The sequence below is a fragment of the Pelosinus sp. UFO1 genome, from assembly GCF_000725345.1.
GTDB lineage: Bacteria > Bacillota > Negativicutes > DSM-13327 > DSM-13327 > Pelosinus.
The window spans coordinates 2362749-2376599 of sequence record NZ_CP008852.1 but is presented as its reverse complement, the minus strand read 5'-3'; the positions used below and the strand labels follow the sequence as shown (position 1 = coordinate 2376599).

The following is a 13851-nucleotide window of genomic DNA, read 5'->3' as shown; positions in this document are numbered from 1 at the left end:
TAATCCTTCTAAATAGTCCATTTTAGTCAGGTTGACAAATAATATAGCGGAAGATATAGTTGTTGTAAAGATAGTTAGCCTTAAAGAATTCAGCGAAATTTTATTAATTTATATAAATAATAACGTATGGAGAACACTTGTATGAGGGTAACCGTCAAAGCCCCTGGTTCATGTGGCGAATTAGCACAAGGTACAATCAATGGAAAAAGTTTTTTAATTACTTGTCCTATTGATTTATACTCAAAGGTAACGGTAATGCCTAATAAAGATATTGGTATTGTATCAATTGGAAATAAGGTCGCAACTGCCATCACCAAAACACTTCAGTTTTTAAAAATCCCTAATGATGGTTTTCATGTTAGCGTAAAATCTGAATTACCACTAGGCAAAGGCATGGCTTCCAGTAGTGCTGATATTAGTGCTGCATGCCAATGTATTGCCTTAAGTAGAGGTACACTTTTATCACCTGATGAAATAGCAGATATCGCCCTGTCAATTGAACCTACGGATGGTATATTTTACCCTGGTATTATCTTGTTTGATCATGTAAAGGGACACCTTCGCCGATACTTAGGACACGCAATTCCGATGCATATCGTAATCTTTGATGTAGGCGGCGAAATTGATACGCTGCATTTTAATCAACGGAGTGATTTAGAAAAACTAAATCATTCAAAAGAATTGCAAGTAAAGCAAGCAATGAATTTAATTATCAACGGCCTTACCAAGAAAGATGTTTTTCTACTTGGTAAAGGAGCTACAATTAGCGCATTAGCGAATCAAAAGATTTTATTTAAACCACATTTAGAAGAAATAATTGACATAGGTCTTTCCTGGGGAGCTGTAGGAGTAAATGTTGCTCATAGTGGTACAGTTGTTGGTGTGCTCTTCCCAGCAAATAAACTAAGCAATTGCCCCGCTTGTATTGAAGAAATTAACAGATGCTGCACCGGTGTCAAATTTCTGCATACTGTAAATTTCATTTCTGGCGGATTAATGAAACAAGAAGGTGACAGTCATGAGTGGGAACAATGCTTTTGAACATGGCGGAAATTTATATGCTACAACACGAAAAAACGGTGGATCTTTTAATGAGATATTAGATTTTAGTGCTAATATTAATCCCCTTGGTTTGTCAGTGAAAATCCGGCGATCCTTAGAAGAGTCTTTGGAATCTGTTATTCACTACCCCGATGCCGAGGCTTATGCACTAAAGCAAGCAATTAGTCAGTTCTATCATGTAGATAGTGAGCGAATAGCAATTGGTAATGGTGCAGTTGAGCTTATGTATGTTTTATGTCATATAATAACTCCAAAACGTGTGTTAGTAACAGCACCAACTTTCAGTGAATATGAATCTGCTGCTAGGGCTAGCGGGGCGACTGTTGAATATTTTTATCTTAATGAAAAATACGGTTTTGCAATTGATCTCGATGCCATAGCAAAGCAGCTAGTGGATATAGATATTGTATTTATTTGTAATCCTAATAATCCTACAGGTACACTTGTTTCAACTCAACAAGTAGAACAATTCATCGTAACGGCAAAATCCCAGAATACGTATGTAGTTGTTGATGAATCTTTTATTGACTTCTTACCCGATGCTGCTTTATATACATGTCGAAACTTATTAGCGCAATATGATAATCTTATTATTTTACACTCACTTACTAAGTTCTATGCTATTCCGGGTTTAAGGTTGGGCTTTAGCCTAGCTAATCCAACGCTTACTCTTTTGCTACATAAAGGAAAAGATCCTTGGAATGTCAACACGTTAGCGCAAAATGCCGGCGTCGTAGCTTTAGGTGACACTGGCTACCAAACTGCAAGTATAGAATATATCCAAGAAGCAAAAAAAGACTTATATAATAAGTTGTTAGCGATAAAAGGGCTAAAGCCATACTTCCCATCAGTAAATTTCATTTTGGTAAATTGTAAAGAAACTCTTCTTACAGCGGCACAATTAGTAGAAATTATGACATCCTACAACATCCTAATTCGTAATTGTGATAATTATCCGGGTTTGTCCTGCGACTATTTTCGTGTAGCAGTAAAGAAGCCAGAACAAAATACGCTTTTAGTAAATGCATTGCAAAAAGTTATAGGTGGTAACAGATGACAAAAGTTATTTTAGTACGTCATGGTCAAACTCTATGGAATTTAGAAATGAAATACCAAGGGCATTGTGACGTTGCATTAACAGAAAAAGGGTTACAACAAGCAAGGTTAGCAGCAAATCGTCTAGCTAATGAAAAAATTTCTGCCGTATATGCCAGCGATTTAAGCCGTGCCTTAACAACAGCAACATGTATTGCTAACAAACATAATCTTCAAGTGACAACGGTACCTGAATTTAGAGAAATTAATTTTGGTCAATGGGAAGGGTTAACCTATGAAAAAATTAGTAGTCAATGTACCGAGCAGATGACAACACTCTTTACTCATCCCGATGAAGTTGAAATTCCCGGCGGTGAAAGCTTTAAAGAAGTAAAAGAGCGGGCCTCTATTGCGTTAGACAAATTAGTCTCACAACATCCAGCGCAAACCATTGTCGTCGTGTCCCATGGGGGGACCATACGCACATTACTGTGTGCCGCGCTTAATATTCATCTCAATCATCTTTGGAACATTAAGCAAGATAACACAGCTATTAATATACTTGAATATCATGGTAACCAAATATTGGTCGACTTAGTAAATGATTCACATCATCTAAGCGGCATAGATGAACAGTAGTTTAGTGGATATACCAAAAAAATAGAGAAGTAAACACGCCAAAGGATTGATTTGATGTCCTTTGGCGTATCCTTTCTTTTACATTCTCTTAAAAAAGGTTTTAAATTACAGTCTCTATATTATATAAAAATATGTTAAAATAAGAAAAAACACTATTCCACCCCAATAATTTCATATGACATGATGATCATGTCTCTTAAAACGATTTAAAATCCTAATTGTGCTGGTCATGAAAGAGGTTTTCGAAAATGTATAGTTATTGTATCATACCGGATAATCCTGAAAATTTTTTAACATTTATTACACAACTATCGATTAAGCCAGAAGACAAAGAATTAGTTAAGTCTTGTAAAGTTACTAAAGTTGAGGTACATACGACTACCAACACCTGGGATGTATTTATTACAGTTCCCCAGAAGTTATCCAGTCAAATAGTCGCCTTGGCTGAAGAAAAGTTTTGTACTGATTGTGGCTTGAAAAAAGTTAATTTCATACAAACTGTAAAAGTTTTAGAAGATTATTTAGCAAATAATTGGACGGATTTTGTAACACACATTTCAAAAAATATTTATTCTATTAAACATTTACTTTTAAGTGCCAAATGGAGCTTTGATGGACATACCTTAACCCTTGAGACTATTGGTGATTTAGCTGCAGAGATTTTTGCTACGCATGGAGTTGTACAAAGTATGCAGAAATTTATGGTAGAAGAATTTGGACGTAATTGTACCATTAAATGTATTACAACTGCTGCTGAAGATAACATTATTTCTGATGATGACTTATTAACACCCGAATATTTAGAGGCTATATCAGATTACAAATCGCCTAGTGAAACAAAAGTAGATAATCCAGTCATTTTTGGTAGAAATATTAAAGCAGATCCCGTACCCATGAGTACAATTCAGGAAGAAGCCCGAAATGTTATCGTAGAAGGGCAGCTTGTTAATTTTGAGCTAAGAGAATTGCGTTCAGGGCGACAACTGTTAACCTTTGATATTGGGGACTTAACAGATGGTCTTAGTGGTAAGGTATTTTTTGAAGACAAGGATAAACAACAAATTGACAAGGTATCAACTTCATTGACAAAAGGTATGACCATAAAAGCCAAAGGTACAGTTCAATTTGATAAATACAGTAATGAATTAGTGTTGTATGCTGATAGTATGTGTAGAGTAGATCAAATAAGTCGAATGGATAATGCTCCTAAAACACGAATTGAATTACATGCCCATACTCGTATGAGTAATATGGATGCAATGGTCTCGGCAAAAGATCTTATTAAAACCGCTGCTAAGTGGGGCCACTCAGCAGTGGCAATTACAGATCATGGCGTCGTACAGGCTTTTCCTGAAGCTCATGAAGCTGCCGTTAAAGCAGGAATAAAAGTAATTTATGGCATGGAAGGCTACTTAATAGAAGATGATGTAAAAAAAGCTCGTCACATTATTATTTTAGCCAAAAACAGTATCGGTTTACGAAATTTATATCGATTAGTTTCTTTATCCCACCTAAAATATTTGTATCGAACCCCTCGCGTACCCCGTAAGATTCTTATGGAATATCGAGAAGGCTTATTATTAGGCTCGGCTTGTGAAGCAGGCGAATTAATTCAGGCGATATTACGCGGAGAGAATGAGGATGAATTAATTAAAATTGCTAGCTTTTACGATTATCTAGAAATTCAGCCTATCGGGAATAACTCCTTTTTAATAAGAGAAGGTATGGTAGCAAATGAAGAAGGATTACGGCAAATCAATCGTAGGGTTTGTGAGATAGGCCTCAAACTTAATAAATTAGTAGTCGCAACTTGTGATGTACATTTTTTAAATCCCGAAGATGAAGTTTACAGGCGCATTATGATGGCTGGCAAAGGTTTTAGCGATGCTGATCAGCAGCCTCCCTTATATTTTCGGACAACAGAAGAGATGATGAATGAATTTATGTATCTTGGCGAAGAAAAGGCTTATGAAGTCGTCGTAGAAAACCCAAGACGTATTAATGAACTTATTGATAATTTTAAACCAATACCTGATGAACTGTACTCACCGCAAATCCCTGGTGCTGAAGATCAAATACGTTCTATGTCGTATAATAAAGCTGAACAAATATATGGCAATCCATTACCTGCGGTTGTAGCGGAACGCTTAAAATACGAGTTAGATGCGATTATTAATAATGGTTTTGCTGTTTTATATCTTATTGCTCACAAACTAGTAAAAAAATCACTTGATGATGGTTATCTAGTAGGTTCTCGAGGTTCTGTCGGATCCTCTTTTGTAGCTACGATGACAGATATAACAGAGGTTAATCCATTGCCACCTCATTGGAGTTGTCCTAAATGTAAATTTAGTGAATTTGTAACCGATGGTAGTTACGGTGGTGGTTTTGACTTACCTGATAAACAATGTCCACAATGTAATTCTAAAACCATCAAAAATGGCCATGATATTCCCTTTGCTGTTTTTATGGGATTTCATGGTGACAAAGTTCCTGATATCGATTTAAATTTTTCCGGTCATTATCAACCGACTGCCCATAAATATACCGAGGAACTATTTGGCAAAGATAATGTATTCCGAGCAGGAACGATTGCTACTGTAGCTGATAAAACAGCCTATGGATATGTAAAAAATTATTTTACTGACAAAGGAATCACACCACGTAACGCTTATATTAATGCGTTAATTAGTGGTTGCACTGGAGTAAAAAGAACAACAGGCCAACATCCAGGTGGTATTATGGTTGTGCCAAGAGATATGGATGTACATCACTTTACACCAATTCAGCATCCTGCTGATGACAAAAGTTCAGGTACAATCACTACTCATTTTGACTATCATTCCATTAGTAGTCGACTAGTTAAACTTGATATCCTTGGTCATGATGATCCAACTGTAATTCGTATGCTAGAAGATTTAACGGAAATTGATGCCAAAACTATTTCCTTGGATGACCCAGAAACCATGAGCTTATTTTCCACAACAACAGCGTTAAACTTAACGCCTGACCAATTAGGTAGCACTGTTGGTACATTTGGCATCCCAGAATTTGGAACCAAATTTGTTAGACAAATGTTAGAAGATACAAAACCAAAAACATTTAGTGAATTAGTAAGAATCAGTGGTTTTTCCCATGGTACTGATGTGTGGCTCAATAATGCACAAGACTTAATTAAAGCTGGTACGGCAAAGTTATCCGAAGCCATTTCTGCCCGTGATGACATTATGGTATATCTTATACAAAAAGGGGTCGAGCCACAATTAGCCTTTAAAATTATGGAAGGCGTTCGCAAAGGAAAAGGCGTAAAACCAGAAGATGTAGCAAAATTAAAGGAAAAAAATGTGCCTGAGTGGTATATTGAATCTTGTCAAAAAATTAAGTATATGTTTCCAAAAGCCCATGCCGTGGCTTACGTTATGATGGCTTTTCGCATCGCTTACTGTAAAGTACATCACCCAGTAGCCTTTTATGCCGCCTATTTCACGGTAAGAGGTACTGATTTTGACGCTGAACTTGTTTTGCAAGGGCAAGTTGCCTTACGTAATAAATTGGCAGAGTTTGAGGCAAAAGGTAATAATATAACAGCCAAGGAAAAAGGATTACTTACAATTGTTGAAATGGCTTTAGAGATGTATTTGCGGGGATTTACCTTCCAAAGAGTAGATTTATATAAATCAGATGCAACTAAATTCTTAGTTGTTGATAATGGATTATTACCGCCCTTATCTTCCTTACAAGGGGTAGGGGAAAATGCTGCTCATAATATTGTGTTAACCCGTGGCGGCAATCCTTTTTCTTCTTTAGACGATTTAAGAAATAGGGCCCATATATCAAAAACAGTGGTTGATATTTTAAAGACACATGGTTGTCTTGGTGATTTACCAGAATCCGATCAAATGATGCTGTTTGCTTAACACAAAAGACATAGTAAAAGTTAATGAATTGTTATAAATCCATTAACTTTTACTAAATTCTTATTGTAAATGCAAGTAGGTAGTGATATACTAATTGATAGTATAATTGTTTTTTTAGCGCCGAAGGAGTGGGTATAATACCCACTCTTTCAGCTTAGTGGCTATTTTATCCTACCAAATATAGGGTATAAGCATACATATTATTAGCAACACTAAGGTGGTAGAGAAATATACGTAGGTAGGAGGATTTTATGTCGAAAGAGCACATTGAAAATTTAGTAGAGAAGCTTGTTCAAGAGATCGTTGCTGAAAGCGTAATTGAATTGGTAGATGTGGAATATATCAAGGAACGTGAATGGTATTTACGCATCTTTTTAGATAAAGAAGGCGGTATTGAAATTGAAGACTGTCATTGGGTAAGTGAACGGCTAGAAGCTAAACTTGAAGAACTTGACCCGATTAAGGAAAGCTATTATTTAGAAGTTTCTTCACCTGGGCTTGATCGTGCATTACGAAAAGATCGAGATTTTGTTCGCCATGTTGGTGATAAAATTGAAATCACCACATTTACGCCAATCAATGGGAAAAAAAGTATTGTAGGTACATTAAACAACTTAAGTAACGGTGAAATCAGTATTGATGTAGATGGCACTGAACTTAAGATTCCACGCAATCAAACGTCTCAAGTTAGGTTATATGTTGACTTTTAATATAAAAATTGAATAGGAGGAATTTAAGTGAACGCAGAATTCATGCAAGCTTTTGAACAACTAGGCAAGGAAAAGGGGATTGCTCCTGAAATATTGTTTGAGGCAATTGAAGCAGCACTTATCTCAGCTTACAAACGAAATTTTAGCTCAGCTCAAAATGTAAGAGTGTCGTTAGAACGTACAACAGGTGAAATTCATGTATATGCGAGAAAAACTGTAGTAGATGTAGTAACAGATGCACGACTAGAAATAGATTTAAATGAAGCTCGTCTATTAGACGTACGTTATGATTTAGAGGATATTGTTGAAATAGAGGTTACACCCAAAAATTTCGGCCGAATTGCAGCCCAAACAGCAAAACAAGTAGTAGTGCAACGTATTCGAGAAGCGGAGCGCGGTATAATTTATGATGAATTTTCAAACCGCGAAAGTGATATCCTCACTGGTATTGTGCAACGCATTGAACAAAAGAACGTGTATATCGATCTTGGCAAAGCGGAAGCCATCTTAGCACCTTCTGAACAAATTGCCGGGGAAGTTTATAAACATGGTGATCGACTAAAAACATATATAATTGAAGTGAAAAAGACCACAAAAGGACCACAAATTTTAGTATCCCGTACCCATCCTGGTCTATTGAAACGCTTATTTGAATTAGAAGTCCCAGAAATTCATGATGGGGTTGTTGAAATAAAATCGGTAGCTAGAGAACCAGGTTTACGCTCCAAATTTGCAGTTTACTCACGGGACGAAAATGTCGATCCAGTAGGTGCTTGTGTTGGACATAAAGGTATGCGAGTGCAGTCGATTGTCAATGAACTAAAGGGCGAAAAAGTAGATATTGTAAAATGGAATACGGATCCAGCCAAATACATTGCCAATGCATTGAGCCCCGCTAAAGTAGTCAGTGTAGAAATTAATGAAGTAGAAAAGATTTCACGAGTGGTAGTGCCAGATTATCAATTGTCCTTAGCAATCGGCAAAGAAGGTCAGAATGCTCGTCTAGCAGCAAAACTAACCGGTTGGAAAATTGATATTAAAAGCGAATCTCAAGTTAATTCCTAGGAGGATTTTATGGTTATACAGAAAAAAACTCCTCAGCGTATGTGTGTTGGTTGCCAAGAAATGAAAAACAAGAAAGAGCTGTTACGTGTCGTCCGCACACCTGATAATGAAGTTATTTTAGATACTACAGGTAAAAAGTCAGGACGGGGTGCATATCTTTGCTCTAATGAACAATGTTTGTTAAAGGCATTTAAAGAGAAAAGATTAGAACGAGCGTTAAAAAGGGTCGTTGATCCTCAGATCTATGAACAATTAAGATCTGGTATTATAATATGATAAAAGAAGATAAAATAATTTCAATGTTAGGTCTAGCACAAAAAGCTGGAAAAATAGTTTCAGGCGAATTGTCCGTTGAAAAAGCAGTTAAGTCAGGTAACGCTAAACTTCTTATCATTGCCACAGATTGTTCTGAATCCACAAAAAAAGGCTATCGTGATATGGCTGCCTATTATAATGTCGAGATTTATGAAACTTTTTCAAAAGATCAATTGGGGCATTGTATCGGCAAGGTGTACCGTGCAGCGTTAGCGTTAACAGATAGTGGTTTTAGTAATACGGTCAAAAAGTTACTTAGTAGTTAGCTGGTATTATTACGAGAGAGATAGAAAATGGGGGTAGATGAATGTCCAAATATAGAATATATGAATTAGCCAAAGATTTTAACACAACGAGTAAGGTTATAATTGATATTTTAGTAAGAAATAATATGGAAGCAAAAAATCATATGAGTAGTGTGGATGATGATGCCAAAAACCTTATTACAAGAACATTTGCTCATAAAATAACTACTACACCTTCAACAGTACCACAAAATAATGCAATTCAATCCCAACAAAATACAGAACGTATCGAAAACAAACCAAGGGTACAGACTCAACAGCCGATCAAACAAGAGAGCCGTCCTGCAAATGATAGGCAACAATCCTTTGTCAATAGAGGCGACCAACGTTCTTTCCAAAATCAACAACAACGTCCTATGCAGAATCAACCCAATCAAAACAATAACAATCTAAATAGACCACAACAAAATACACAGCGTCCAATGCAGCAAAATTCCCAAAACCCACAACGCCCTACGCAAACTCCATTTCAAAATCAACAACGTCCTGCACAACAAAATTCGCAACGTCCTGTGCACCAAAACCCACAACGTCCAATGCAGCAGAATTCCCCAAATACACAAATTTTACAACCCCGAAATGCAGGAACGCAACAACCTTCCGTTCACTCTAGACCTGCTGCTCCTCCTAACCGTTTCCAATCGAATAACAATCGTCCCGCAAATAATAATGGCTCAAGAAACCAAGGCGCAGGGAACTTTAATAAAAAGCCACAACAAAATCGCGGATTTCAACCTCGTAACGCAGCCCCTACTGTTAAAGTTGAACCACCGAAACCAAAAAGTGTTAAATTAGGCGAGTCAATTACTGTAAAAGAATTGGCTAGCAAACTATGTCGCGAAGTCGGTGAAGTCATTAAAAAGCTTATGATGCTTGGAGTTATGGCTACCATAAACCAAGATCTTGATTTTGAAACTGCCTCGCTGCTTGCTACAGAATTTGGTGTTGCTGTACAAGAACTACCACCTGAAGAAGATCCTACTGAAATCGCGGAGATTGAAGATGATCCTGCTAGTCTTGTGCATAGACCGCCAGTTGTCACTGTTATGGGACATGTTGATCATGGCAAGACTTCTTTATTAGATTCAATCAGACAAACTCATGTAACTTCCCAAGAAGCTGGTGGGATCACGCAACACATCGGTGCCTATAAGGTTACTTGTCAAGGGAAAAAGATCGTTTTTCTTGACACACCTGGTCATGAAGCCTTCACAGCTATGCGAGCTCGAGGTGCTCAAGTTACTGATATTGCAATTTTAGTTGTAGCAGCCGATGATGGAGTTATGCCACAAACGATTGAAGCTATCAATCATGCTAAATCTGCTAACGTCCCTATCATTGTAGCTATTAATAAAATGGATCGCCCCGGAGCGAACCCTGATAGAATTAAACAGCAATTATCTGACTACGGTCTTGTTTCTGAAGACTGGGGTGGAGATGCTATTATGGTACCAGTTTCTGCTCAACAAAAAACTGGTATTAATGAACTTTTAGAAATGGTATTGCTCGTAGCAGAAATGCAAGAAATTAAGGCTAATCCGAACCGCCAAGCTTATGGCACTATTATTGAAGCAAAGCTTGATAAAGGAAGAGGCCCTGTAGCTACTGTTTTAGTGCAAAAAGGAACTCTGCATATTGGTGATACTATTATTGCTGGTATTGCCTATGGTAAAGTTCGAGCTATGGTCAATGATCGTGGTGAAAAAGTGAAAAAAGCGGAACCATCTACTCCTGTAGAGGTACTTGGCTTGGCCGATGTACCACAAGCAGGTGATGTTCTTGTCGCTGTAGATGAAAAAATAGCAAGAGCTGTAGCAGAAAAACGTATTGCTAAAAGACGTACTGATGAGTTAATGCAATCTCAAAAAGTTTCCTTAGATGATTTATTTAAACAAATCCAAGATGGGAATATTCAGGATTTGAATATTGTTATTAAAGCTGATGTTCAGGGCTCTGTTGAAGCGTTACGCCAATCTTTATTAGCCTTAAATGCTAATAACAAGGAAGTAAGAGTAAGCATTGTACACGCTGGAGTTGGTGCTATTAATGAATCTGATGTAATGTTGGCCTCTGCTTCCAACGCCTTAATCATAGGATTTAATGTTCGTCCTGATGGTAATGCACGCAAAGCTGGTGAGTCTGAGAAAATTGATATCAGACTGTATCGTGTTATTTATGAAGCATTACATGATGTAGAAGCTGCTATGACAGGCATGTTGGCGCCAGAATTTAAAGAAGTAATTCAAGGCCGCGTAGAAATACGTCAACTGTTTACAATATCAAAGGTTGTTATTGCAGGAGCTTATGTCTTAGAAGGAAAAATACTCAACTCCTCCCAAGTACGTGTAATCCGTAATGGTATCGTAATACATGAAGGTGAGTTAGAATCATTACGACGTTTTAAAGATGACGTAAAAGAAGTTGCTGCAGGTTATGAATGTGGTATTACTGTTGATAAATTCCGTGATCTTAAAGAAGGCGATGTAATTGAAGCTTTCACAATGGAAGAAATAAAACCTAAAGGTTAAATAAAAGGCGGCGTATATAGATGGGGCAACTCCGTGTTGAAAAAGTCCAGGAGTTTATTAAACAAGAAATTAGCAAAATTATTTTAACTGAGCTTAAAGATCCACGTGTTGGTTTTGCAACTATTACCCAAGTAGAAGCAACAGCTGATTTGCGTAGTGCAAAGATTTATGTAAGCTTAATGGGGAATGATGAGCAAAAGGCCGAGACCTGGAAAGGCTTACAAAGTGCTTTAGGATATATGCGCAGCGAAATAGGCAAGCGCATACGAATGAGAATAACTCCCGAATTATCGTTGCATATTGATGAATCGTTAAATTATAGTGCTCACATCCAAGAATTATTAATTAAAATTAAACAGGAAGAAGGCAGTCACTAAACTATGAACTTTTCATTAAAACAGGTTGCTGACCTTTTACAAAACGTGAGCACGGTTATACTTACTGCCCATGTTCATCCCGACGGTGACTGTTTGGGTTCTATGTTGGCACTAAATGAATATCTTGCTTCACGGGGAAAAAGTGTAAAAATGATACTTGATGATGAAGTACCAGCTTTATATAAATTTCTTCCTGAGCATGAGACCATTGGCAAACCAACAACAAAGGTAATTAGTGCGGATTTACTAATTGTGCTTGATGCGAGTGATATTGAGCGCATAGGTAAAGTAAAAGAACATGTTAATGCCCCTATTTTGAACATTGATCATCATATATCAAATACTAAGTTTGCAGATTATTGGTATATTAATAGCAAGTCAGCAGCCACAGGAGAAATAATTTTCGAGCTACTTAAGTTATTAAATGCGAAGATTACTCCTACTATAGCAACCTGCTTGTATACTGCTATAGCTACTGACTGCGGTTTTTTCCGTTATGCCAATACCTCTGTTCAAACCATGCGATATGCTGCTGATTTAATTGAATTTGGCGCAAAACCAAATGCAATATCAGAATATATGGAAACCAAACCTCTTGAGAGTATTCTAACACTAGCTAAAGTCTTAGAAACGCTTGAGCTTCATCATCATGGGAAAATTGCTACCATCACGGTGTCGCCTGATACCCTAGATACTTTAGATAGTACAGAGGGATTTATAAATTACCCACGTATTATTGAGGGCGTAGAAATTGCAATCATGTTTAAAGTTATGAATGAGGGCACTATCAGAATTAGCTTCCGTTCAAAGACAGTTGATGTTAGTAAATTAGCATTGTCCTTTGGCGGTGGCGGACACGCACGGGCTGCTGGTTGCGCTATAGTGGGAAAAATTGAGGACATTAAAATAAAAGTACTTAACTCTGCTGTCAAACAGTTAGCCGGGAAAACATTATGAGTAATGGTTTGATTAACATATTAAAGCCTCCAGGCATGACCTCTCATGATGTAGTTTCCTTCGTTCGTAGAACTTATCATCTTAAACGTGTAGGCCATGCTGGTACATTAGACCCAGCAGCAGCAGGCGTATTGCCTGTTGCACTCGGAGCTGCCACACGTTTACTTGAATATATGACAGATACGGATAAGGGTTACCGAGTTGAGCTTACAATCGGTTATGAAACAGATACTGGAGACGATACTGGTACTATTGTTAATCGTGAGGCATGTTCTATGCCTAGTAAAGCAGAAATTGAAAAAGTGTTAGCATCATTTATTGGTACTAATGAGCAAGTTCCTCCCATGTATTCGGCGATAAAAGTCCAAGGAAAAAAACTATATGAATTGGCACGAGCTGGCATTACAATAGAACGCCAGCCAAGAACTATTACGATTCATGATATAACACTGCTGCATGTTGATACAACGCATATCTTATTTGATGTAACGTGTTCTAAAGGAACCTATATACGTTCCTTATGCATCGATATAGGACAAAAAATAAATTGTCCTGTTGTTATGTCGTTTTTAGTTCGTACTCATGTAGGATGCTTTTCTTTAGACAAGGCCTTTTCTTTAGAGGAAATTGGGTTGAATCCCGCGCAGGCACTATTGCCACTTGATTACGCCATAGAATACATGCCCAAATTGACGTTAACACCGGAAATGGCACAAGCCTTTAAATATGGCCAAAGCATCATCAACCATACTTTTAAAGAGCCTTTTCAAGGGTTAATAAGGCTTTACGAGCAAGAAACCCAATTTATTGGTATCGGACAATTAAATACTACTGCTGTGATTACTCCTGTGAAAGTAATCAATTTAGAATAAAGTACATGAAATCTATCTATGGAAATCACTATGACTTCCATGGATAGATTTTCTGATATAATTATTGTT

At 37.2% G+C, this 13851-nt stretch carries 12 protein-coding genes; all 12 read left to right on the top strand.

Features of this window, described 5'->3' with window-relative positions:
- Positions 1–141 precede the first annotated feature (141 nt).
- The 12 genes from UFO1_RS11095 to truB all read left to right on the top strand — a co-directional run bounded on the left by UFO1_RS11095 (position 142) and on the right by truB (position 13782).
- A complete protein-coding gene (locus UFO1_RS11095; RefSeq protein ID WP_038670796.1) occupies positions 142–1041 on the top strand; it encodes a GHMP kinase in 900 nt (299 codons plus the stop codon).
- Positions 1019–2119, top strand: coding sequence for a threonine-phosphate decarboxylase CobD (gene cobD, locus UFO1_RS11090; protein ID WP_038670795.1), 1101 nt, complete (start codon positions 1019–1021; stop codon positions 2117–2119). Before UFO1_RS11095 ends, cobD begins: the two co-directional genes overlap by 23 nt.
- A complete protein-coding gene (cobC, locus tag UFO1_RS11085; protein WP_038670793.1) occupies positions 2116–2736 on the top strand; it encodes an alpha-ribazole phosphatase in 621 nt (206 codons plus the stop codon). The genes cobD and cobC overlap by 4 nt, the downstream gene beginning before the upstream one ends.
- 248 nt (positions 2737–2984) lie before the next feature.
- The gene (locus tag UFO1_RS11080) at positions 2985–6653 is read left to right on the top strand and encodes a PolC-type DNA polymerase III (RefSeq protein ID WP_038670791.1); all 3669 of its coding nucleotides are present in this window, start codon (positions 2985–2987) and stop codon (positions 6651–6653) included.
- Between the two features lie 251 nt (positions 6654–6904).
- On the top strand, positions 6905–7363 hold the full coding sequence (gene rimP, locus UFO1_RS11075) for a ribosome maturation factor RimP (protein WP_038670789.1): 459 nt from the start codon (positions 6905–6907) through the stop codon (positions 7361–7363).
- Positions 7364–7390: 27 nt separating this feature from the next.
- Positions 7391–8428 (top strand): transcription termination factor NusA, encoded by a 1038-nt coding sequence (gene nusA / locus UFO1_RS11070; protein ID WP_038670788.1) that lies wholly within the window; start codon positions 7391–7393, stop codon positions 8426–8428.
- Positions 8429–8437: 9 nt separating this feature from the next.
- Positions 8438–8704 carry an RNase P modulator RnpM gene (rnpM, locus tag UFO1_RS11065; protein ID WP_038670786.1) on the top strand — a complete coding sequence of 89 codons (267 nt, stop codon included), beginning with the start codon at positions 8438–8440 and terminating at the stop codon, positions 8702–8704.
- A 23-nt stretch (positions 8705–8727) separates the two neighbouring features.
- Positions 8728–9009, top strand: coding sequence for a ribosomal L7Ae/L30e/S12e/Gadd45 family protein (locus UFO1_RS11060; RefSeq protein ID WP_236639384.1), 282 nt, complete (start codon positions 8728–8730; stop codon positions 9007–9009).
- A 41-nt stretch (positions 9010–9050) separates the two neighbouring features.
- On the top strand, positions 9051–11576 hold the full coding sequence (infB, locus tag UFO1_RS11055) for a translation initiation factor IF-2 (protein ID WP_038670783.1): 2526 nt from the start codon (positions 9051–9053) through the stop codon (positions 11574–11576).
- 20 nt (positions 11577–11596) lie between these two features.
- Positions 11597–11953 (top strand): 30S ribosome-binding factor RbfA, encoded by a 357-nt coding sequence (rbfA, locus tag UFO1_RS11050; RefSeq protein ID WP_038670780.1) that lies wholly within the window; start codon positions 11597–11599, stop codon positions 11951–11953.
- 3 nt (positions 11954–11956) lie between these two features.
- The gene (locus UFO1_RS11045; RefSeq protein WP_038670778.1) at positions 11957–12910 is read left to right on the top strand and encodes a bifunctional oligoribonuclease/PAP phosphatase NrnA; all 954 of its coding nucleotides are present in this window, start codon (positions 11957–11959) and stop codon (positions 12908–12910) included.
- Positions 12907–13782 (top strand): tRNA pseudouridine(55) synthase TruB, encoded by an 876-nt coding sequence (gene truB / locus UFO1_RS11040; RefSeq protein WP_038670776.1) that lies wholly within the window; start codon positions 12907–12909, stop codon positions 13780–13782. Before UFO1_RS11045 ends, truB begins: the two co-directional genes overlap by 4 nt.
- Positions 13783–13851: the final 69 nt, after the last annotated feature.